Source organism: Sulfurospirillum sp., from assembly GCF_036802865.1.
Lineage (GTDB): Bacteria > Campylobacterota > Campylobacteria > Campylobacterales > Sulfurospirillaceae > Sulfurospirillum.
In genome coordinates, this window is sequence record NZ_DAIRVK010000001.1 from 493,547 (window position 1) to 516,424 (window position 22,878).

19 protein-coding genes and 1 other RNA gene are annotated in these 22,878 nt (G+C 37.0%); 13 read left to right on the forward strand and 7 right to left on the reverse strand.

The window, feature by feature from the left end:
- The 4 genes from V7Q04_RS02525 to V7Q04_RS02535 form a co-directional block, all read right to left on the reverse strand.
- On the reverse strand, positions 1 to 2,572 hold a 2,572-nt coding region (locus V7Q04_RS02525; RefSeq protein ID WP_333803344.1), incomplete at its 3' end, for a tetratricopeptide repeat protein.
- A gap of 129 nt (positions 2,573 to 2,701) precedes the next feature.
- A complete protein-coding gene (locus V7Q04_RS13135) occupies positions 2,702 to 2,878 on the reverse strand; it encodes a topoisomerase DNA-binding C4 zinc finger domain-containing protein (RefSeq protein WP_443070028.1) in 177 nt (58 codons plus the stop codon).
- Positions 2,879 to 2,902: 24 nt separating this feature from the next.
- Positions 2,903 to 3,466, reverse strand: a complete 564-nt coding sequence (locus V7Q04_RS02530; RefSeq protein WP_333803345.1) for a nuclease-related domain-containing protein — start codon at positions 3,464 to 3,466, stop codon at positions 2,903 to 2,905.
- Positions 3,467 to 3,517: 51 nt separating this feature from the next.
- Positions 3,518 to 3,727, reverse strand: a complete 210-nt coding sequence (locus V7Q04_RS02535) for an RNA-binding S4 domain-containing protein (protein WP_333803346.1) — start codon at positions 3,725 to 3,727, stop codon at positions 3,518 to 3,520.
- 117 nt (positions 3,728 to 3,844) lie between these two features.
- On the opposite strand from V7Q04_RS02535, the gene V7Q04_RS02540 reads away from it, so the two are divergent.
- Entirely contained in the window at positions 3,845 to 5,077 is a 1,233-nt protein-coding gene (locus tag V7Q04_RS02540) for a DEAD/DEAH box helicase (protein WP_333803347.1), read from the forward strand.
- A 10-nt stretch (positions 5,078 to 5,087) separates the two neighbouring features.
- Here V7Q04_RS02540 and V7Q04_RS02545 read toward each other — a convergent pair whose 3' ends face one another.
- Positions 5,088 to 6,710 carry a YcaO-like family protein gene (locus V7Q04_RS02545; protein ID WP_333803348.1) on the reverse strand — a complete coding sequence of 541 codons (1,623 nt, stop codon included), beginning with the start codon at positions 6,708 to 6,710 and terminating at the stop codon, positions 5,088 to 5,090.
- Between the two features lie 129 nt (positions 6,711 to 6,839).
- Positions 6,840 to 7,215, reverse strand: a transfer-messenger RNA (tmRNA) gene (gene ssrA / locus V7Q04_RS02550).
- Positions 7,216 to 7,288: 73 nt separating this feature from the next.
- Here ssrA and V7Q04_RS02555 point away from each other — a divergent pair.
- Complete coding sequence (locus tag V7Q04_RS02555; RefSeq protein ID WP_333803349.1) at positions 7,289 to 7,795, forward strand: hypothetical protein; 507 nt, start codon at positions 7,289 to 7,291, stop codon at positions 7,793 to 7,795.
- A gap of 84 nt (positions 7,796 to 7,879) precedes the next feature.
- Here the strand turns inward: V7Q04_RS02555 and V7Q04_RS02560 are convergent, their stop codons facing one another.
- Positions 7,880 to 9,478 (reverse strand): cache domain-containing protein, encoded by a 1,599-nt coding sequence (locus tag V7Q04_RS02560; protein ID WP_333803350.1) that lies wholly within the window; start codon positions 9,476 to 9,478, stop codon positions 7,880 to 7,882.
- 39 nt (positions 9,479 to 9,517) lie between these two features.
- Here V7Q04_RS02560 and V7Q04_RS02565 point away from each other — a divergent pair, with 39 nt between their 5' ends.
- The 11 genes from V7Q04_RS02565 to V7Q04_RS02615 all read left to right on the forward strand — a co-directional run bounded on the left by V7Q04_RS02565 (position 9,518) and on the right by V7Q04_RS02615 (position 22,874).
- Positions 9,518 to 10,231, forward strand: a complete 714-nt coding sequence (locus V7Q04_RS02565) for a response regulator transcription factor (RefSeq protein ID WP_333803351.1) — start codon at positions 9,518 to 9,520, stop codon at positions 10,229 to 10,231.
- A 133-nt stretch (positions 10,232 to 10,364) separates the two neighbouring features.
- Entirely contained in the window at positions 10,365 to 11,351 is a 987-nt protein-coding gene (locus V7Q04_RS02570) for a DctP family TRAP transporter solute-binding subunit (protein WP_333803690.1), read from the forward strand.
- 146 nt (positions 11,352 to 11,497) lie between these two features.
- On the forward strand, positions 11,498 to 12,838 hold the full coding sequence (locus V7Q04_RS02575; RefSeq protein ID WP_333803352.1) for an OprD family outer membrane porin: 1,341 nt from the start codon (positions 11,498 to 11,500) through the stop codon (positions 12,836 to 12,838).
- A gap of 177 nt (positions 12,839 to 13,015) precedes the next feature.
- Entirely contained in the window at positions 13,016 to 14,257 is a 1,242-nt protein-coding gene (locus V7Q04_RS02580; protein ID WP_333803353.1) for an OprD family outer membrane porin, read from the forward strand.
- Positions 14,258 to 14,420: 163 nt separating this feature from the next.
- Positions 14,421 to 15,539, forward strand: a complete 1,119-nt coding sequence (locus V7Q04_RS02585) for an ABC transporter substrate-binding protein (protein ID WP_333803354.1) — start codon at positions 14,421 to 14,423, stop codon at positions 15,537 to 15,539.
- Positions 15,540 to 15,636: 97 nt separating this feature from the next.
- On the forward strand, positions 15,637 to 16,533 hold the full coding sequence (locus V7Q04_RS02590) for a branched-chain amino acid ABC transporter permease (protein WP_333803355.1): 897 nt from the start codon (positions 15,637 to 15,639) through the stop codon (positions 16,531 to 16,533).
- Positions 16,534 to 16,546: 13 nt separating this feature from the next.
- Positions 16,547 to 17,575, forward strand: a complete 1,029-nt coding sequence (locus tag V7Q04_RS02595) for a branched-chain amino acid ABC transporter permease (RefSeq protein ID WP_443070031.1) — start codon at positions 16,547 to 16,549, stop codon at positions 17,573 to 17,575.
- A complete protein-coding gene (locus V7Q04_RS02600) occupies positions 17,572 to 18,339 on the forward strand; it encodes an ABC transporter ATP-binding protein (protein ID WP_333803357.1) in 768 nt (255 codons plus the stop codon). The genes V7Q04_RS02595 and V7Q04_RS02600 overlap by 4 nt, the downstream gene beginning before the upstream one ends.
- A complete protein-coding gene (locus V7Q04_RS02605; RefSeq protein ID WP_333803358.1) occupies positions 18,332 to 19,027 on the forward strand; it encodes an ABC transporter ATP-binding protein in 696 nt (231 codons plus the stop codon). Before V7Q04_RS02600 ends, V7Q04_RS02605 begins: the two co-directional genes overlap by 8 nt.
- Before the next feature lie 178 nt (positions 19,028 to 19,205).
- Positions 19,206 to 22,355, forward strand: coding sequence for a cytochrome c biogenesis protein CcsA (gene ccsA, locus V7Q04_RS02610; RefSeq protein ID WP_333803359.1), 3,150 nt, complete (start codon positions 19,206 to 19,208; stop codon positions 22,353 to 22,355).
- A 75-nt stretch (positions 22,356 to 22,430) separates the two neighbouring features.
- Positions 22,431 to 22,874 (forward strand): hypothetical protein, encoded by a 444-nt coding sequence (locus tag V7Q04_RS02615; protein WP_333803360.1) that lies wholly within the window; start codon positions 22,431 to 22,433, stop codon positions 22,872 to 22,874.
- The last annotated feature ends 4 nt before the right edge of the window (positions 22,875 to 22,878 follow it).

Sequence of the window (22,878 nt, forward strand, 5' to 3'; positions counted from 1 at the left end):
AGGCTTTATCATACCCCTCCAAGGCTTTATCATACCCCTCCAAGGCTTTATCATACCCCTCCAAGGCTTTATCATAGATGCCTTTTGAATGATATACCAAAGCTATATTATTGTAAGTTGTGGCGGTATCAGGATGATTTGACCCTAGTACTTTTTCATTTATCTCTAAAGCTTTTTCATACCACTCCAAGGCTTTATCATAGATGCCTTTTGAATGATATACCCTAGCTATCTCATTGTAAGTTGTGGCGGTGCTAGGATGATTTAACCCTAGTACTTTTTCCCTTATCTCTAAAGCTTTTTCATACCACTTCAAGGCTTTATCATAGATGCCTTTTGAATGATATACCCCAGCTATATTATTGTAAGTTGTGGCGCTATCAGGATGATTTGACCCTAGTACTTTTTCCCTTATCTTTAAGGCTTTTTCATACCACTCTAAGGCTTTATCGTAATTGCCTTTTGAATCATATATGACACCTAAGATAGCATAGCTTTTAGCAAGATATGCTTCATCATTAGGTTCTTTCATATTTTCTTTTCTTTTTTTTGACTCATTTTGTATAGTTAAAGCTTTGGCATACTTAGCCAAAGAATAGTACAAATATGTCAAAGAATCTAAAAGTCCAGCGATATATCTATCTTGTTTTTTTTCATATAGATTTACAAAAGACTCTATCACAGGTATATAATTATGTAACAAGTTTGCAATCAATGCTGAATCATCAGGGTCAATATAGGTAGCAACTGTTTGAAATATTGGGCATATTTGCTCATACTTCAATGGATATTCGCTGAGTATAAAAGTCTTTATAATTTGATGCAATTTGTATTGGTTCTCTTTTTGAGTCAACCAACCTCTATCTACCAACTTTTGTAATTCAACTTTTTTAATATTTAAGAGTTTGGAAAATATTTCAAAATCTATTTCAATAGATGGGAAAATAGCTAATTTTTGTAAAAGTATTTTTAACTCTTGATTGGTCTCTTTTTCAAATTGAGTATTAAATCTTTTATGTAAATGTTCTTGAAAAGTTTTATTATCTTTAGAATCAATCTTGACCAAAGTATTGTTTTTTATCTCTTCTCTTAACTCATCAAGAGTTAGATACTCTCTTTGCAAAGATTTTGCGGTTAGATTGATAAATAAAGGATGATAATCCAAATAATTTAATATATCTTCAATATTTTCATCTGTTCCATAGATGCTTACAAAAAGTTTTTGTGCATCTTCGTGGGTCAATGTTTCAAGATTTAGTTGATGTTTTGTATCAATATCTTTCAATCGTGTTGTAAAGAGTAAATCAAAATTGGTATTTAACACCTTGATTTTCTCAAAATCTTCTCTATTCTCTAGATTATCTATTAAAAATAAATTTTTAGAAGGAAACTCTTGAAGTCTTCTCAGAATAGCTTCAAAACTATCTAGTTGAAATTTTTCTTTAAATTTGATGATAAATGCCTCTTCTATAGATATTTCAGACGATAGTTCTATAAAAGCAATTTTTTTATACTTATCTTTTTGCTGATGAAAATATTCATAAGATAACTCACTTTTACCTACTCCACCTATACCATTGACTATATAAATAAGATTATTAGCCGTAAGATTTTTTTCAATCTCTCCTAGCTCTTGTTTCCTACCTATAAAATCAGGATTGATAGGTGGTAAAATAGTAAGATTTCTTTCTTCTTGCTGTTTTTGTTCAGTTTTATCAGTTGTCTTTTTTTTGATTTTTTTATATTCAAATAAGGGATTCCAAGGATATGCTTTCCCATCCACTTCGTTGTTCTCACCATTTGCCCAAACGATAGGTAATGTGTTATTCGGGCATTGATGAGAGTATGCAATTAGGAGTGCAGTATCTTTATATCCTAAAGGATGGCTTGAATATACATTTTTCCCCAACTCTTTTAAAAGTTTTATATCTGAAGATGTAAGACTATTTTCATCTTGATGTTTATAAATATTTTTTGTTGATTGGAAGTTAGGTTGGATTAAGGCAATCTTTGGAAACTCTTTTTTAAATCTTTCTATGGCAGTATTTGTCATAGTGATACTTATAATTGCACAATTTTCTTCTTTGATTGTATTTATAATCTCTTTAAACTCCGTGACAAATTGATTTCCAGTTCCATGTGTATCATTGAAAAATATAAAAAAATTATTTTTATCAGTTATTACATTATCTTTAAGCTCTGATTTTCTAGATATATTTAATTCTAATAACCCCCAATTTTTCGCTATATCATAAATAAAACGATTGGAACTATCATCAGGTCTATTTGAGCTAACTAAAACTATATTATCACGAGAGAGTCTATGCATTGCTTGTTCTATTTGTTTTTTATAGATTTTTATAGCATCAATTGATTTTTTGTTCGTACGGTAGTCTATTAAAAAAAATATTTTTAGTGCGAGTTCATATTGAATTTCATTAGAAAAATTTGAGAACCAATCTACAACCGTCTGTTCAGTAAGTTCATATTCATTAATCTTATCAACAATTTTTTTTAATGTTTCTTTAGACTGTTGAGACAACCAAGGATGCGAAGATAAAATGCCATTCATTAAGAATCCCTAAATAATATTTTCATTAATTATATCACACTTCAAGCACGTGCTCTTAGCCAATAATTTTAATTTCTATATCTAGTCACTTACAGTTCCAAACAAGTGACTAAGCAACGTAATTTTAATTTATACCCATTCATTAGACATATCATTTACAACATTTCTACACTTTGGATACCCGCTACATCCGTAAAACGCTTCTGCTGTTTGTCTATTGTGTCTTAAAACCATCTCTTTGCCACATCGTGAGCATGTTTTAGTTGATGATGTTGGCGTTGGTTTTGCATTGTATCGCTCATACAAGTTGGCAACATGTTCTCTATCGGTTTAAAAGCTTTGTTTGAGGCGCTTTTGGTTTAGGGTTCCTATCGTCATGTTAAATTGATAGGCGGAGAGTTTTTTTTCTTGGAAAGATTCAATGTAAGACGTGTATTTTGCATTGATAAAAACATTTTTTGGCATAGTTGTTTTAAACTCGCAATCACCAATGAAAACAACGATTGGAATAATGCTTTCTGTGGGTAACGCTAATATCTCTTCTAAGGCTTTGGTATGGCGATAGTTTTGACGTAAAGGGTTTTGAAAGCGGTGTTTTTCTTTAAAGATTTGCTGTGTCCACTTTTCTTGGTGCTCATCTCCAAAAATCCACCCTTTCATGTTTTTTGTCTCAATCACAAAAACGCTGAAGCGTGAGACAATGACATGATCTATTTGGGTGGTTGAGCCATCATTTAATTGCAAAGTGATGTTTTTAATATTGACATATTTTTCTTTGTCAAGGCGCAAAGAAGTCGCAACATTGACCATAAATTCTCCAACTTTGCCTTCCATCCACGGTGTTTTAAATAAAATGCCTAGTACAAAAACAGAACCAAGAAACCAGAAAATCACTTTATTTTCCTTTACATGTAAAAAATAAAATCACCATTATTGTGTCTACTTTTAAACACCCACAACCTCAATCACATCCTCACCCACTTCAACTCTCTCACCCGAAACGATTTTAGCCCGTTTCCTCGTTTCCACTTCGCCATTTCGTGTAACTTGTCCTTCTTCGATAAGCGTTTTAGCGTGTGCACCACTCTCGGCAATTCCCATCACTTTGAGCAGTTTAAATAACTCTATGTACTCTTCATCCAATTCAAATTTCATTTTAATCCTTTTGTTTTGATAATAATATCCGAATCTCACTTTACATGTAGACCGCTCAAACCTCCTCTAAAGTGAAAACATTCTACAATGGCACAAAGACTAAAAGGATGCTAAACGATGCCATTTTCAACGCTCAAACTCTGCCCCGAAATCCAACAAGCGCTTGTGGAGGTGGGTTTTTCAGCACCAACACCGATTCAAGAAAAAGTGATTCCCCTTGTTTTGGCGCGTCAAGATGTCATGGCACGTGCGCAGACAGGAAGTGGGAAGAGTGCTTCGTTTGTATTGCCTATTTTGGAGCTTTGGAGTCAGAATAAGGGCGAGGGGAAAGCGAAGATAAAAGCGCTGATTTTAACGCCGACACGTGAGCTTACCACACAAGTGGCAGAAGCGTTTACGAGTTTTGGAAAGTTTTTACCAACGAAGCCAAAAGTGGTGAGCATCATTGGTGGGGAGAAGATCGGTGAGCAACTGTACGACATCCAGCAAGGGTGCGACATTGTAGTGGCAACATCGGGGCGATTGCTTGACATCATGAGTAAAAAGCAGATTAATTTAGCGCATGTGGAGTTTTTTGTCCTCGATGAGGCAGACAAGATGCTCGACCTTGGATTTGAGCAAGAGCTTAGCTCCATCCTTGAAGCCTTACCTGCCAAACGACAAAATCTTCTTTTTTCAGCGACTTATCCTGCGAAAATGCAAGCCATTGCCTCTAAGATAACCAAAAGCGCTGTGGACGTGAGCATCGAAGCAGAAGCCCCAACGGTGGCGTTGATACAACAGCGTGTCATTGAAGTCAGTCATGAAAACAGAGCGCCTCTGTTACGCCAACTTTTGCGCGAAAACAAATGGGAACTCGTTTTAGTATTTATGGCAAATAAACGCGCGTGTGACAATATCGCTGTCAAGTTTCGAAAGCATGGTTTTCGAGCCGAATCTTTTCATGGTGATCTCATCCAAGAAGACAGAGCGTGGACACTTAAGTCATTTAAAGAGCGAAAGATTCGCATTTTATTTGCCACCGACATCGCTGCGCGAGGACTTGACATCGACGATGTGCACTGTGTCATCAACTTTGATTTGCCGCGTGCTACGGAAGATTACATTCACCGGATTGGGCGAACGGGGCGTGCGGGTAAAAAGGGCTTGGCTATCTCATTTATCGACCATGTTGATAAGGCACATTTTGCGTTGATTGAAAAACGATGTGGGATAAAATTTGAAAAAGAGCAGATCAAAGGTTTTGAGTTAGAAGGCGAAGCACCTCAAAAAGAGAAGGGAAGTGCGCCCATCAAAGGCAAGCGCAAAAGTAAAAAAGACAAGTTAAGAGAGCAGGCTGGAGAAGCCTGACTCACAACTTTTAAGCAACGATAGCCGCTTTTTTAACTTCGAGTCTATCGTACATATCGAGAATATTGACATAGTGTTGGTGTAGGCTTACATCGATGAGGTAGGCTTTACCATCTAAAATGTTTACGGCATGTTCGACTTTTTCTTTACCAAAAATGTCCCAAAGAGCACTCTCATATTCCGCCCAAACAAGTTCTTGCTCCCTTAAAGAGAGTATTTCGCACAGAAGCTTACTCATAGGGTTTTGACTAAAAGAGAGAAGCATTTGTGCCTCTTCATAATTTTCCAAAAGCAGGTGAACTTGTGCTTTGAGGTCAATCATCTGAAAGTTTTGCTCGAAAATGACACCGATGTATTTTTCCATATTGAGGGAATCTTCAAGTGGGTCGATGGTTTCCAAAAGCACCTCATGGTTTTCCTCTTTAAAGTTGAGCACAGAAGAGCGAATGAATTTGCCGCAGTTACGGTTTTGGTAAACCATGTCTTCAATGGGGTAAACCTCGGAGATGCTAGGTACGATCATCTGGCAAGAGTAAAAATTCAAGTAAGTGTATTCTCTTAAGTAAATCTCTTTGTCCATCGACTTAACGATGTCGCACAAAAAGGCGTATTCATCAGCACTTCCTGCACCTTCATAAGTCCAAGATGCGTACTCAAAACTTTTGGTTGCACTTAAAAAACCAAAGCCCATTTTACCGTTAGAGTCGATGAAGTGTGCTTCGAGGTTGAAGCTATCTTCCACGATGCTCATGTCAAATGTTGGCATCTCAAACGCGTCAAGATTTTCAACACCTCGTCCTTGCATCAGCTCACTCATGGTGCGCTCCAAAGAAACCTCTAAAATGGGGTGTGCGCCAAACGAGACAAACAGTGTACCATTGCGTGGGTTAATGAGCGAGATGGCGGTTACGGGGAATTTCCCACTCAAAGAGGCATCTAAAATTTCGACGATAAAGCCCGCATTTCTAAGCTCTACCAAATCAGACTGGAGTTTTGGAAAAGAAGTGATGATGGCTTCTGGGTACTTTGGAAGTGCATAACCATTTTTAATGATTTCCATTTTGGCATGACGCTCAAAGATCTCGCTAAGTGCCTGTACTTTGGCTTCATCGGGGGTGTTGCCACTGGCGAGTCCATTGCTCACATAAAGATTGCTGAGGATATTGATGGGAATATAAACTTTTTCTTGACCAAAAAAGCTTTGAAACGGAAGTGCTACAACTTTGTCGTGGTAGTCACTGTTAAAGTCGACCAAGTCTTCGTTGCTCATATCATTCGACGGATTGTAGATACCATATAAAGAAGGACTAAGATACTCTCCGCCAAACTCAAATACTTTTTGGTCAGGATAGTACGCACGGTTTGGAAGATGAAAGTCGATGAAACAGTTATTGGTTTGAAGGCGCTCGATATATTCGCCCAGTGCACTTGCTTTGGAAGAAAGAGAAAGCGTACCTTTCCCGTTAGAATAAATATGATTAGGTGCTTCAACAGAGGCAAGATTGACGGAGTAGCAGTTTTTAAGAGGGTGTTTTTCACTTGCAAAGGTCATGCCACAGCCAAGATCGCTTAAAACAGTTTCCATTTTTAAAATAGAGGCTTCGAGTGACGCATTTTTTGAGAGTATGTTCATAATGTAAAAATTCCTTTTGGTTGCAACGCGATATGATAAAAATAGGTAAAAATTGAGTAGAGTTTGGAGTAACAGGGAGGGAATAGAAGTTTAAAACTTCCATTTTAACCGCGTTAAAATCAATTCGAATGGTGGAGATGTGGGGGATTGAACCCCAGTCCAAAAATAGCCACCTATGACGTCTACATGCTTAGATATTGTTGATAGTGTTTAATTTTGCTTCGTACAACAATCAGAAAACTACGCAAAACGAGCCTTTAACTTCGCTGCATGTAAAGGCGTTCATGCAGTATATCTATCATAGCTATGATACTTCCCAATCCTCCTTAGATAGCATTAAAGGGAGAAGCAGTCCTTATTTATTAAACTTAAGCAGCTAGTGCGTAAGCAGGACGATAGTTACTGTTGTTAGCAGTTATTGATTGAAGGTTGTGTAACGGAAGACCCTCACTTCCGACATGCAGCCATAAGCTAAAACTACTCCTGTCGAAGCCATGTCATCCCCATTCGAGAAACGAATTTTACCATAATAAATAGGAATTTTGCTATAATCCGCAAAAATATATAAGGAATTTGTTTTGAAAAGAATCGTATCGTCTCTTTGTGTAGTGTTTTTGCTTTTATTTGCCCAAGGCTGTGTCAATAAAAAACCTGCACCAGCGGCTTCTACACAAAATCGTGGAGAGAAACAAGATAATGTTAACCCAAAACTTTCTAAGCTTGTTGGTAAAAATTATGTTAAGGGAATTGTTCGTACATTAACCCAAGATCCAGCTGCACAAGCATGGAACTATGAAGTTGATGGAATTGATACGACCAATGGTAAATTGTCTTATGTGAATTTCAATCACAAATCAGTACTTGCAAATGAAAGTGATCTTGTCTATGTTGCGTTTGATGGTATGCGCGTAACCGAGATGTTTGTTATTAAAGAGGGATTTAAAAGCACCAAACGTGCTTCAACAACGCCACCAGTGAAGAAAAAAAGTTCAGGTAAAAATAGTGACGATGGTGGTGCAGGTAAACGCGACAAAGCACACCAAGTTGTAGGTGTTCCACAAGAAGAGACTGTTAAATTAAATTAGATTTACTATTGTTAACCGATCGTTTACTTTGAGTTCCTATACTTCTCTTAGCGAATTTCATATTTTCTTCTGAATTATGGAGACTCAAAGAGGCAATCCGCCAAGCGCCTCTTTGAAACCTTTTTCTAACTCTATCGTAAAAATAGCTCCTCCATTTTCATTTCTCGCCTCAAGTTTTCCTCTCATACTTTTCTCGATAATCAATTTTGCCATATAAAGCCCAATACCAGTACCTTCATTTTGCTCTTTAGTACTCATGTAAGGTTCAAAGATTTTTTCAATAGGTTCTATCTTAATACCACCACCATTGTCTTGAATGATGAGTCGAACAGTCGTTTCATCACTTTCTAGGCTAATCGTGATTTTTCCATCCCGTTTTCCTGAAGCGATAATGGCATCTTTAGCATTGGAAAGAAGGTTAAGCACAACTTGCTCATACTCACTTTTATAGCCCACAATGTACTCATCGTGTAAGATATTAACCTCGATGGCTATCTCTTGGTTGGTGATAGACATACCAATAATACGCAAGACTTCATCGATAGACGTGTGGATGCTAAAGTTTTTTTTGTCTTTGTTCGGCATAAAAAAGTTACGAAAGTCATCGATGGTATGTGACATGTACTCGACAATGTTTTCCGCCTCGACACATTTGATCTCCATTGCAGATTTATCGAGTTTATCCATGTTGTATTTAAGCTTCAGTGTCATCAAAAGCGCTGAAAGCTGTGAAAGTGGTTGTCGCCATTGATGTGCAATGTTGCTGATCATCTCTCCAAGAGCGATAAATTTAGACTTTTGGATCAACAGCTGTTCTTGTTCTCTATTTTTTTGAATTTCTTCAGAAACACGGCTTTCCAGTGTTCTGTTGAGATTTTCAAGTTCAAGTGTTTTTTGTTGCACTTGTTTGTGATAGTTATGTAAAAAGCGTTCAATCCGTTTACCGAGCATAACCGCAAAAGTGTTGGCGATGAGGGCAAAGAGTAAAAAAATGATAATGGCTGAGGTTACTTCTATCTTCATTTTCTTTTTAAAATCAGCCTTTGCGATATCTATTTCTTTGTCTATATCATCTGTATAGGCGCCCGCAGCAATGATGAGATTCCACTCTTTGTAGAGTTTAAAGTAAGAGACTTTGGGACGAATGATGTCACTCTCGGGCTTTTTATAGATGTAATCTACAAAAGAGTAGCCTTTTTCGTGAATATCTTGCAGGAAAATTTTGCGAAAAGCCTTACCATTTTCATCGGTATAAGCGTCGGAAATGTACTCACCTTCTAAATCAGGACGATTGGGATTGATAAGCATTTTGGCGAATTTATCGCCACCGCTTATCTGTTCAACCTGATAGACAAAAATATAGTTGTGTTCTTGCCCACCGTATCGGATATGACGAATCCAGTCATAGACTTCAAGTTTTAAACTCTCCAATGCTTGTTGGTTGTTGAGGTTGGTTCGACTCTTTTTAAACTCTATAAATTCGATGATGGCATCAACTTCACGCTTAAGAACATTGCGCTTATTTTCAACAAAAGTTTTCTTGCTGTCTTCAATTTGTGCCTGTACGATTTCATACTGCTTGGTGATAAAAAAATAGCCATTAAAAAGCATTAAAGAGCTGATAATAAAGATGGTACTAAAGATGATGATATTAGAGATATTGCTCTCTTTAATAATTTTCACAAAAAATTCCTGCCTTGACTGCTATAATAAGGAAAAAGAATGATAGTGCTTCTTTTGAGAAATGTAAAGGGTTTGAATATGGATGAAAAGATGCTGAAAAAGCTTGCACCTTACAGAGTTTTATATGCAGAAGATGAGGTCGGTGTTCGAAAAAATGTCTCTGAACTTCTAAGCCTTCTTTTCAAAGAGGTTTATCTGGCAAATGATGGTGAAGAGGCGTACCAACTCTTCTTGCAGCATAAACCAGATCTTATTATTACAGACATCAAAATGCCTCATTTAAGTGGTATTGAGTTATCTAAAAAGATACGAGAGAGTGATAGTAAGGCACATATCATTATTATTACCGCCTATACCGAAGTTGATTTCATGCTTGAAGCGATTGAACTCTCTTTGCTTCGTTACATCGTTAAACCTATTACTGAGCCTAAGCTTTTTGATGCGCTTGAAAAGTTTTTACAGGCTAAAGAGAAAGCACATCTTCAAGAATTAGCCCCCGATTGGTTCTACGATAGCCTTCAAAAGGTCGTCATCCACAATACACACGTTTACGAACTGACCAAAAAAGAAGCAAAGCTGATAGAGCTTTTGTTGCAAAAAGATTCAATTATTAGCTACGAAGAGATCGAACAAAAATTGTGGGAAAGCGAATATATGAGCCTTAACGCACTTCGCTTGATGATTAAAAATTTGCGTAAGAAATTACCTGAGGGTACATTGAAAAACATTCAAGGAATTGGTTACAAACTTTAAAATAAAATTTCCTACCATATAATAAGCGTTACCAAAAGAAGCTTTCTAGCGCATATTTAGGATGCACATCTCTTTTCCATCTCAAGATTGTTTATTTTCACCTATAATCAAAAAAAACATAGGAGTAAACATGATGAAATGGTGTTTAGCATTATGTCTAACAACGCTTTGTATCTCGCCTCTTTTGGCAGCAGAATATACCATTAAACTAACCCATGTCGTCAGTCCAGATACCCCAAAGGGCAAAGGAGCAGACTTCTTAGCCAAGAGAGTTTCTGAGTTGACCAAAGGCAGAGTTGAAGTCATTGTCTATCCAAACTCGGAACTTTACGGTGATGGCGAAGAGATTAAAGCACTTAAACTCGGTAATGTCCACATTGCTATGCCAAGTTTTTCAAAGTTTACAAGCATGGTTCCCCAAATGCAGTTGTTTGATTTACCTTTTTTATTTAGAGACGAAAATCATGTTCATGCAGTTTTAGATGGTGAAGTAGGGCAAATCATCAAAGATAAAGTCACTGCAAAAGGATTTGTGGCACTGGATTATTGGGATGCAGGGTTTAAACATTTTTCTTCCAATAAAAAAGCAATTTTAACCCCAAGCGACGCTGTAGGCCAAAAAGTAAGAACAATGAAATCCAATGTCCTTGAATCACAAATTAAAGCAATTGGAGCAACGCCACACGCCTTACCATTTGCCTCAGTTTATGCTGCGCTTCAAAAGGGTATTGTTGATGGTGCTGAAAATCCACTTTCTAATTTTTATACAAAGAAGTTTTATGAAGTCCAATCAGACTTAACCCTCTCAGCACATGGCTACCTTGGCTATCTTGTGATTATGAGCGAGAGTTTCTGGCGAAAATTTCCAAGCGACCTTAAACCATTGATCCTCCAAGCGGTCAAAGAAGCGACAGCGTATGAGCGTACACTAGCATCAGAAGACGATAAAGCGACACTCTTAAAGCTTGAAGCCTATGCCAAAACTTCAAATAGCTTTCATATCCATACATTAAGTGCTGAACAAAAAGAGGTATGGCAAAAAATAATGGAAGCGATTTATCCACAGTTCTATGGTGTTATTGGTGAAGACTTGATCAAAAAAGTTCAAGCAACAAAATAGGTAAACGATATTTTACGTCTAGTTATTTTAATAACGATTTGATTACAAATTCGCATAAGAGTGGCATTTTTCTATAAAGATTTATTGTAATTTATTATTTTTTGTGATAGACTTGTCTCGCCTTCAAAAAAATTCAAGGAGATAATATGAAATTAGCTAAACTTAGCTTGGCGGCTATCGTAGTTGCAGGTCTTGCATCTAGCTCTTTTGCGGAAAGCACTACTCTTGCTGACGCATTTAAAAACGGAAAAGTAAACGGCGAATTAAGAGCATGGTACTTTGATAGAGATACAGGTACTTCTACTGGATCTGAAAATATTTTCAATACAGGTGTAAGCCTTGGTTTTGTAACAGACTCACTTTATGGTTTAAGCTTAGGTACTACATTCCAGTCAAACTATTCACCGTTTGCAAGTGATGCTGCACAAAAAATGTATACTTCTGATATGGCTGGTTCAGGAGCAGTTCTTTCTGAAGCATATATCCAATACCAAATTGGCAAAACAACTGCTAAAGTTGGTCGTCAATATATCGCTACACCTCTTGTCAATGGTTCTGGTTCACGTATGATTAAAGAAGCATTCGAAGGTGCAGTTGTTGTTAACACAGACATTCCTTCAACAACTGTATTTGGTGGTTATGCTGATAAATTCCAAGGTAGAACAACAAATATTGATAAATCTTTGGCAAAAACTGCTGACAGTGAGATCGGTACATTCAAAAAAACAGCAGTATTCTATGGTGCAGGTAATAATGTTGCTGCATCAAATGTTTTTGGATTTGATGGAGCCTATACTATTGGTGCGATCAATAACTCTATTTCAAACTTAACATTAACAGGTCAATATTTGTTTGTTAATGACGTAAGTACAGGTACTCTTACAAATACTGTACTTGGTGATGCAAATGTTTTCTATGCTGAGGGTAACTATGTAGTGCCTTTAAGCAATATGAAAGTAATCTTGGATGCTGGTTACCGTGGTTCAAGAACAACGAGTGTTCTTGATACTGCACATCTTGAAGGTGATATGTATCAAGGACGTATTGGCTTTAAAGAGCTAGCAGGTTTTGGTGCATCTTTTGCATATAGTACTGTATCAAGTGACCAAAGTGTCCTTTTAGGTGCAGGTAACGGACCAACAACATATACTGCTCCACTAATCAAAGCGGCTGAAGTAACTTCAGGTGCAAATACAGATGCATATAAAGTTGAAGCAACTTACGATTTCAGCAAAGTAGGTGTTGTAGGTCTTAAAGTATTAGGACAATATGTATATGTTGATCAAGATGCTGTAACAGGTGTTGTATACAATGGTGCATCTGCTAAGACAAAAAACAAATTCTGGGAAGGACAAGTTTCATATGACATCCCTGCGCTTAAAGGTTTAACACTATCTCTTGAGTATGAAAATGCTACAAAAGAAGTTGCTAATAAATCTGATGTAGATTCAAATGAAATGAGATTTAGAGCTAACTACAAATTCTAATTTGTACCTCTGCTAAATCTTCAGAACAGTGGCGAAAATCGCCACTGTTTCTTCTAAAATTCCTCACAATTCCTAAAAAACTTATTTTTTAATCACATATTTTATTTCCTTTTAGTATTTTTTTTAGTATAATTCCCCTTGTAACCAAATGGTAATAAACATTTTCAAGGAGAAAATATGAAATTAGCTAAACTTAGCTTGGCGGCTATCGTTGTTGCTGGACTCGCATCTAGCTCATTCGCAGCAGACACACTTGCTGACGCGTTTAAAAATGGATCAGTAAATGGAGAGTTAAAAGCTTACTATTTTAGTAAAGATGATGGCTCAAAAACAGAAGACCTTTTTACAACAGGTGTAACACTTGGTTATAAAACGGCATCTTTCTATGGTTTAAGCCTAGGCTTAACATTCCAAGGTAACTCATCACCATTTGCTGATGGTGCTGTAAATGATACACCAGCACTTCGTACTGGTGGCAAAGGTATGTTCCAAGGCTCTGAATATGGTACAGGTGCACAACTTTCTGAAGCATACTTAGCGTACAATATTGGTAAAACAACAGCGATGGTTGGTCGTATGTTCTTAGACACTCCACTTGTTGCAAGCTCAGGTTCTCGTATGACTAAAGATTCATTTGAGGGTGCTGCTATCATCAATACAGATCTACCAAATACAACATTAATCGCTGGCTATGTTCAAAAAGGACAAGATAGAACAGATGGTAAAGGTAGTATTGGTAAATTTACAAAAACATTTGCAACAGGTTCTGCAGATCCTGTACCTGCTGATGATGGTGCATTTACTCTTGCCGCTATTAACAAATCAATTACAGGTTTAACTTTAACAGCAGCGTATGCATATGCCAATGATTTAATCCAAATTAGTTATGCAGAAGTTCTATATGAAGGTAAAGTCGGTGCAGTAGGATATAACCTTGCGGGACAATATTATTATAATAAATTTGATAATGCTATTGTTTCTCCAGGCGAAGATGATTCAATTAATGCTTATGGTCTTAAAGCGGGTGCAAGCTTTAAAGGTATCAATGGTTATGTAGCGTATTCAAAAGTAAGTAACGACAATGTTGCAACTGGTGCAGTTATCTCTGGCTTAGGAAATGGTGCAGACTTACTTTACACAAATCCAGTAATCAATGGTGCTAACTATGGCGCTGATGTTGAAGCGTATGCAGCAGATTTAAACTATGACATTACATCTGCAGCAAATGTGGGTGCTCGTTATGTAGAAACAAAAGATAAAAGTGCAGCAATTACTGAAAAAGTTTCTTTCACTTCAGTCTATGGATACTACAAATTTGATGGCGCGCTTAAAGGCCTGAAACTTGGCGTAGAATATGAAGATTTAGGTAAAGATAAAGACGGTAATGACCTTTGGGTTAAAGCTGGATACAAATTCTAATTTCTATCTTTTTATTCCACCTCTTTTTGGGGTGGAATTCTACGTTATAGTTCTTCTAAAATTCTTAATCTGCATATTTTTTATACAACCCCTTTAAAATTTTACATTCATTCTTAAGTAACTTTTTTGTACTATATTTTATATATTATCACAAGGAGTCTACGTGAGAAAATTAGCTGTACTTGCTACATCTGTTGCGCTTTTGGCATCTTCTTCTTTTGCCAAAGAGATTAATGTCGGTGTTACAATGTCTATGAGTGGACCACTCGCGGCATATGGACAAACGGCGTATGAAGGTATTGAGTTTGCAAATTCTTTGCAACCAAAACTCAAAAATGGAGACACTGTTAAATTGGTACTTATTGATACTAAAGGTGACAAAGTTGAATCAGCTAATGCAACAACAAGATTGATTAGTTCAGACAAAGTTGTTGGAATTATTGGTGAATTAACCAGTACCAATACAGCGCAAGTTATGGCTATTGCTGAGAAAAAACAGATCCCTGTTATTGCTCCTGTTGCAACAAACGATAAACTCACAGAACAAAAAGAGTTTGCAAACCGTGTTTGTTTTACTGACTCTTTCCAAGGTGCTGTTGTTGCAAACTATGCTACAAAAGACCTTAAACTCAAAACTGCTGTTGTTGTGGTTGATCAAGCACAAGTTTACTCTCTTGGGCTTGCAAAAGCATTTACCGATGCATTTACAAAAGCAGGCGGTAAAATTGTAAAAGAGATAAAAGTAAGTTCAGGCGATAAAGACTTTAAAGCGGTTGTCTCTCAAATTAAAGCAGCAAATCCTGACTTTATGTTCCTTCCAATGTACCATCCTGAAGTTTCTATGATTGCACGTCAAGCAAAACAAATTGGACTTTCAAAACCAATGTTTTCAGGGGACGGTGTTGCTAACCAAACGTTTATTGACTTAGGTGGCGATGCGGTCGAAGGTTACATGTTTACAGACTTTTTTGACTATGGCGCTCCTCCAACACAACGTTCAAAAGACTTTATTGCTGCGTATGCTCAAAAAACTGGTAAACAAGAGATGAACTCTTTTGTAGCGCTTGGTGCAGATGCTTATAATGTTATGGTAGATGCTATGAACCGTTGTGCAAATCCAGAAGACAGCGTATGTATTAACAATGCAATTAAATCAACAGTCAATTTTGAAGGCGTTTCTGGCGTTCTCAATATTGACAAATCAGGTAACTCAACGCGTTCAGCAGTTATCAAAGTTGTACAAAATGCAAAAGCAGTTTATAAAGCAACTGTAAATCCATAAATTCTTATCTCTGCCTTTATTCCTAAAGGCAGAGATTTTAGAACAATTCTCATTTGAGTAAGTGAGAATTGTTCTAAAATATTTTAGGAGAATCTATTTGGATTTAACAATGTTTATGCAACAAATGGTCAATGGTTTTAGCCTTGGCAGTATGTATGCGCTCATTGCCATTGGATATACAATGGTTTATGGAGTATTAAGACTCATCAATTTTGCGCACGGTGACATCATGATGGTGGGTGGATTTTTAGGTTATTTTGGTATCGCTGTCTTAGATCTTCCTTTTGGTGCGGCAGTGCTTTTGGCTATTGTTGGATCAGCACTTCTTGGAATGGCAAGTGATCGCATCGCATATCGACCATTGCGTAGTGCCCCTAAAATCTCACTTTTAATTACAGCTATTGGTGTAAGCTTTTTTCTTGAAAATGCTTTCAATGTCTTTTTTGGAGGCGTACCTAGAGCATTTCCTGTTCCAGCTTATTTAGAAAATGTTGTAGATATAGTGGGATTAACAATGCCTGTTTCGGCTCTTCTTGTTCCCATTATCACAGCAATTTTATTGGTAATCATTTTATGGGTACTCTATAAAACAAAATATGGAATGGCAATTCGAGCTCTTGCATTTGATGTAGGTACTGTCAATCTTATGGGTATTGATGCAAATCGTATTATTACAATGGTGTTTGGTATGGGCTCAGCTCTTGCTGCTGTTGGTGGTATTTTTTGGGCAGTCAATTATCCTTCTGTTGAGCCAATGATGGGTGTTCTTGTTGGACTTAAAGCTTTTGCTGCTGCCGTTGTTGGTGGTATTGGAAGTGTTGGTGGTGCTGTTCTTGGAGGACTAATCATCGGTTTTACTGAAGTCGTTGTTATTGCTTTTTTCCCAGAATTGGGCGGTTATAAAGATGCGTTTGCGTTTATCTTTCTGATCTTAATTCTTCTTTTTAAACCCACAGGTATTTTGGGTATTGATTTTGAAAAAAGTAGGTTTTAAGATGAACAGTCTCATGATAAAAAAAGAACAATGGCTTAAAATTTCATTTGTTGTGATTACCCTATGGTTCATTTGGTTCGCTAACACGCACTTTGATGAATACACGGTAAGAATTTTAAATAATATTGCTATTTTCATTATTTTAGCGGTCAGTTATAACCTGATCAATGGTGTTACGGGTCAGTTTTCACTTGAGCCTAATGGTTTTGTTGCTATTGGTGCTTATGTAGCAGCCCTTTTACTTGTAAGCCCAGATGCTAAGCAGTATCAATATGCGATTGTCGATCCTTATCCATTTGTTTTAACGCTTCATGCTAACTTTGTGGTTGCTCTTCTTGTGGGTGGTGCATTTGCAGCAACATTAGCAGCAATTCTCTCTTTCCCTGTCTTTAGAGTACGTGGGGATTATCTTGCTATCGTAACCCTTGGATTTGGATTTATTATCAAAATTTTAGCAATCAATACACCTGAAGTAACGAATGGCTCTTTAGGATTGAATGATATTCCTGAGTTTTCCAATCTCTACTGGACAGGTGGCATTGCAATAATCGCTGTTATCGTGGTCTTGAATATTATTAATTCTAAATATGGTCGAGCGATGAAAGCCGTCAGAGATGATGAAGATGCTGCCATAGCTATGGGTGTTAATACGTTTAAGGCTAAAACATTGGCTTTTTGTACCAGTGCCTTTTTTGAAGGTGTCGGTGGTGGACTTTTAGCGGCACTCCTTACGAGTATATCACCTGATCTTTTCGACTTTTTCTTTACGTTCCAGTTGCTTATTATCATCGTTCTTGGTGGTCTTGGCAGTACAACAGGTGCGATTATTGGTACCGTACTTGTTATGGGAGGAAGCGAATGGATGCGTTTCCTAGATGAACCAATTCATATTTTGGGATATACAACAACGGCGATGCCAGGTATGCGTATGGTTGTTTTCTCACTTATTCTTATTTTTATTATGCTTTTTGCACGTGAGGGTGTTATGGGTAAAAGAGAGTTAACGGATATCTTGAAATGGCGTAAAAAGGGTGACAAATGATTTTAAAAATTGATAATGTCACTAAAAACTTTGGTGGCGTCACTGCCATCAAAGAAACCAGTTTTAGCGTTGCTCCTAAAGAAATTTTTGGACTGATTGGCCCTAATGGTGCAGGTAAAACAACAATGTTTAACATCATTACAGGTAATTACATTCCAACTTCGGGTGAGGTACTTTTTAGAAATGAGACGATCAGTGGACTTAAGCCACACCATATTGTTCGTAAAGGCATTGCACGTACGTTTCAAAATATCAGACTTTTTTCAAGTATGAGTGTTTTAGACAATGTTCTCATTGGCTTTGACTTCCAAGCACGTTATGGATTTGCTGAGGCTATTTTGCGTTTTCCCCGTTTTATTGGAGAAGAAAAACGTATTAAAGCCCGATCTATGGAGATCCTAGACTATTTTGGAATAAGTTCATTTGCACAGGATAAAGCAGTGGATCTTAGTTACGGACAACAACGTAAAGTAGAAATTGCAAGGGCATTAGCAACCAATCCATCTCTTTTACTACTGGATGAACCTGCCGCTGGTATGAACCCTTCAGAGACAGAAGAGTTGGGTGAGATCATCAAAAAGGCGCGTGTTGATTTTGACTTGACGGTTCTTTTAATTGAACACGATATGAAATTTGTCAATCAACTGTGTGATAAAGTTTTAGTCCTTGACTATGGCAAGACAATTTTTGAGGGTAAACCAAGTGATGCCATTCAAGACCCTGAAGTAATAGCAGCGTATTTAGGAGATTTTCATAATGATTAGTGTTAAAAATTTGCATGTCTATTATGGACTCATTGAAGCTGTTAAAGGGATTGATTTTGAAGTGAAAGAGGGAGAAATTATCTCGCTTATCGGCTCTAATGGTGCGGGTAAAAGCTCAACACTCAAAGCACTGCTTAACAGTGTGAAAAAAACAGGTGATATCAACTTTTTAGGTTATGACACCCGTAACCATAAAACGCACACGCTTGTACAACATGGACTTTCTTTAGTCCCCGAAGGTAGAAAGATTTTCATCAATCTTACGGTTGAGGAGAACCTTCGTATGGGGGCATTTAACAATGATGAAAATTATGAACATCTTAAAGATACTATGTATGAACTGTTTCCTCGTATTAAAGACAAACGCCATCAACTTGCAGGAACCATGAGTGGAGGCGAACAACAGATGCTTGCAATTTCAAGAGCATTGATGGGTGAGCCTAAGCTTTTGATGCTTGATGAGCCTAGTTTGGGTCTTGCTCCCAAAATAGTCGGCGAAGTTTTTGAGATCATTATGCGTTTACGCAATGAAGGAATTACGATTCTTTTAGTGGAACAAAATGCCTTTGCTGCCCTTAAAATTTCTGATAAAGCGTATGTCCTCGAAAATGGAAAGATTGTTATGAGCGGTGTCGCTAAAGATATGATAGGCGATGACACTATACGTAAAAAATACCTCGGCGGTTAAAGCCAAAATCTCTTTACTTGTAAACCTCCAAGCAGGAGGTTTGCTCTTCTTTAATGATTTATAAATTATTTACTCTAAAAAGGTAACATAACTCAATAGACTTCTTTGATAATTCTTTAGGTATTTATGCACTAAGGGGTATGAAAGAAGGCTCATTCTTTACAGGCAAGGACGTTTTATGGATTTTGTATTGAAGCAGGTTTTTTCGATGAAGTCAGCCATCATCCTTTTAGTTTTTTTTGGAATTTTTAGCGGGGTAGCAACTTTTATTGAAAATGATTTTGGTGTCGAGACGAGTTGGGCACTGATTTATACCTCTTGGTGGTTTGAGTTACTTCAAGTTGCATTAGGACTCATTTTAATTAATAACATCATCCGATATAAAATATATGCCTCTCTTGATAAATTACCTTCATTTATATTTCATCTTAGCTTTATTTTCATTCTTATTGGTTCAGGTATGACACGCTATTTTGGTTTTGAGGGATCGTTACACGTCAGAAATGGTATGTCTGAAAACAAGGTCACATCAGGTGATGCGTTTATCCAAGTGAGTGCTCTTAAAGATGGTAAAACGTATGGTTATAGCCATCCTAAACTCATTTCACATGTTGGTAGCAATGACTTTTCTTTCAAGGTGGATGTGGATGGCGATAAAGCCGTTGTAAAATTTAAAGAGTATTTGCCTAATGCTACGGCAAAAGTTGTTGATGATCCATCGGGTGTTCCGATGATTTCGATGATGCTTAGCGGTTATGGCGAAAGTCTGAGCGTTGTTTTAAAAGAGGGCGAAACATACGAATCAAGCGAATATATTTTTAGCTTTAATGGCAAAGCATCGACTTCGCCAAAAGAAGAAGTCCGTTTTACACTTGAAGATGGAAAATTTTATTTCACTTCAAAAGCAAAAATTTCTTGGTTTAAAATGGTAGAGAACAAACGTGGAGAGTATGAAGCCGATAAAAAAGAAGATTTTGTTACGGGTCAGCTTTATACTATTGGCAATGTCAACTTTGCACCACGTTATATTGGTTTAAAAGGTAAAGAGAAAGTAGTTGCAGATAAAAATCCTATGGCTAAAAATGGTGCTATTTCTGCCATTGTTGCAGATGTCACCTTTAAAGGTGAAACCAAAGAAGTGGCAATGTTTGGACAAGGAAAAGGAAGTCAAGGCGAGCAAACAAAAGAGCTGATTGCGGGTATCCCGTTTATCTTTGAGTGGGGTTCTCAAACTTTTACACTTCCTTTTGCGATCAAACTCAATGAATTTCAGCTCGATCGTTATGCGGGTTCAATGTCACCAATGTCCTATGCAAGTGAAGTTGAAGTGGTAGATAGTGAAAAAGGTGTTCATATGCCTTATCGTATTTACATGAATCATGTGCTTGATTATCGAGGATTCCGCTTCTTTCAAAGTTCGTATGACAAAGACGAAAAAGGAACAATCTTGTCTGTAAATAATGACCCTGGAAAACTCCCAACTTACTTTGGCTATCTTCTCCTAGGAATAGGCCTTTTTTTTAATTTACTCAATCCAAAAAGCCGTTTTCGTAAACTTGCAGGAATGGTACAAAAAGATATGACAAAAATAAAATCTATTCTTTTAGCTCTTTTTATGGGTCTCGCATTGCTTCAAGGCAGTAATGTGCATGCTGCTACAACGTATACTACTGAAGAGTATCTCTCTTTTTTAAAGCAATACGATGTAAAACATGCAGATAAATTTGGGAATTTACTGGTTCAAAGTGTTGATGGAAGAATTAAACCGATTGATACAGTCTCTACAGAACTTCTCAATAAAATCTATGGTAGTTCGACCTTTGAAGGTATGAGTGCTAATCAAGTAGCACTGAGTATGATGAGCTCTCCTGGTGAGTGGCAATCTTTACCTGTTATTAAAGTGTTTCATCCTGATCTTAAAAAGATTATTGGAATTGCTGAAAATCAAAAGTATGCCTCTTTTAATGATTTTTTTGACAAAGAAGGTGACCATGCTTATAAACTAACAAAATACTCAGAAGAGGCAAATCGTAAAAAACCAGCGCTTCGTAATCAATTTGATAAAGATATTCTCAAAGTTGATGAACGTGTTAACATTTGCTACATGGTTTATACGGGCGAAGTCTTTAAAATGATTCCGAAGCAAAATGATATTAATAAACGATGGTTTGCACCACAAGAATCTGTTATGAGCTTTTCCAAACAAGAAGGCGATGAAGTACGCGCTCTTTTAGGTGGCTACTTTGAATCCATTAGTGAAGGGTTGGAGAAAGGAAAGTGGGAAAATGCAGATAAAGCTCTAGACAAACTTCAATCTTACCAAGAGCAATATGGTTCTGAGATCATTCCAAGTGGAAGCCGCATTAAAGCTGAGACATTTTTTAATCATGCCAAAATTTTTGATCGCCTGACACCGGTTTATCTTCTTAGTGGACTTGTACTTCTCTGTTTCATTTTTGCAAAAATGGTCAAATCATCTATTCGCCTTGGAATGATCACAAAAATAGTTTTAGGTATCAATTTTATAGCGTTTTTGATCCATACATTTGGACTAGGACTAAGATGGTATATCTCGACACATGCTCCATGGAGTGATGGTTATGAATCGATGATTTATATTGCATGGGCGATAGCACTAGCTGGTATTTTCTTTTCGCGACAATCTGTTGTCTCTCTTGCCTTAACCTCCATCTTAACAGGTGTCACACTTTTTGTAGCGCATCTTAGTTGGATGGATCCTCAAATTACCAATTTAGTTCCCGTATTGAAGTCCTATTGGCTTAATATCCATGTTTCAGTGATTACTGCAAGTTATGGTTTCTTAGGGCTTTGTTCACTTTTGGGCTTTTTCACGCTGATTCTTTTCATTTTACGTAACAAAACACAAGTCAAAAAAAATCAAGAAATTGAACGCAATATTATTGAAGCAACACGTATCAATGAAATGGCGATGATATTAGGACTAAGTCTTTTAACGATTGGTAACTTTTTGGGCGGTGTTTGGGCGAATGAATCATGGGGTAGATATTGGGGCTGGGATCCTAAAGAGACATGGGCATTGGTTTCTATTCTATTTTATGCCGCTGTTGTACATTTTAGGTTTATTCCTAAACTCAATACACCTTTTGTTTTTGCCGTTGCTTCAACGGTTGCCTTTGCATCAATCATTATGACCTATTTTGGGGTTAACTTTTACCTATCAGGTATGCATTCGTATGCAGCAGGCGATCCAATTCCTGTGCCTACATTTGTCTACTACACCGTTGCGATTGTCGCACTTGTCATAGCCTTTGCTTATCCTAAACGTGAGATTTCTAAAACGTTATAAAGTAAAGTAAAGATATTTGTCCCTCTTTTAAGTTGTGCTATAATAGGTAAAAACTTAAGAGGGGGAGTCTCCTTCATGCAAGAGAATTATCTCATTATAACGGTTGTTTTGGTTATCTCAATCGTTATAATCTCGCTTTTTATTGTCGTAGCCAATATGCAAAAAACAGTTATTGTCGAAGTCAAACATACTGAGGCACAAGAAGAAAAAGCACGTAAAATCGCTATTGAGGCTTTAATTGATATTGCGGCTAAACGTACTTCTTCTCGTAATGATCTTACCAATGCTATTTTAAAAGCAGCCAAAGAGTGTCCTTTCCCTGCAAAAGAAAAAGGTATTGCTCCTAAAGTCTCAAAAATATATCTTAATTTTGTTTTATTGATAGCAAGTCATCCTAATGCAGATGCTAAATTAATCGCTTTTATGGATGAAGAGCTTAAAAAAGCCAATCCAGATTATAAACGTGAAATTGATATGTATGAAAATGAAGGAATAAATCAAAGAGGAAATAGAGTTTGAAAAC